Genomic DNA, 529 nt, shown 5'->3' on the forward strand with positions numbered 1-529 from the left:
GATAATGCCTTCCTTTTCCACTTTCGCTTCCAGTGCTGCCAGTCGCTTTTTAAAGTTTTCCAGATTATGCCGTAACCAAATGGAGCGAACGCCACTCCCAGAAACAAAAATCCCCTGTTTACGTAATTCATTACTGGTACGTGCCTGACCATAAGCAGGAAACGCTAAGGCATATTCAACGACGGCTTGTTCTGTTTGCTCATCGACCCGGTTTTTGAGATTGGGAACGCGACGGGACTGATTGATTAGTGAATCACCCCCGCCGTTTTCGACTAATTCCCGGTAACGATAGAACGTATCACGAGAGACGCCCATGACTTTGCAGGCTCTTGATACATTCCCCAGCTCTTCAGCCAGATTAAGTAAGCCCACTTTGTGTTTGATAATTAAATTGCTAGTGGTACATTCTGCATTTGATAACCTCATCAAACGAGCTTGAAAACCATTAAGTTTTATGGTTAATTAGCACACCGTTTCAATGACCATCAGATACCCCTAATTTTTTATGTGGAAAGCGCCAGCAGTCAAT

At 43.9% G+C, this 529-nt stretch carries 1 protein-coding gene; it reads right to left on the reverse strand.

The window, feature by feature from the left end:
• The coding region (locus Xinn_RS21440) for a helix-turn-helix domain-containing protein (RefSeq protein ID WP_153043445.1) at positions 1–426 on the reverse strand (426 nt) is incomplete at its 3' end.
• Positions 427–529 lie beyond the last annotated feature (103 nt).

It is taken from the genome of Xenorhabdus innexi, from assembly GCF_002632485.1.
GTDB lineage: Bacteria > Pseudomonadota > Gammaproteobacteria > Enterobacterales > Enterobacteriaceae > Xenorhabdus > Xenorhabdus innexi.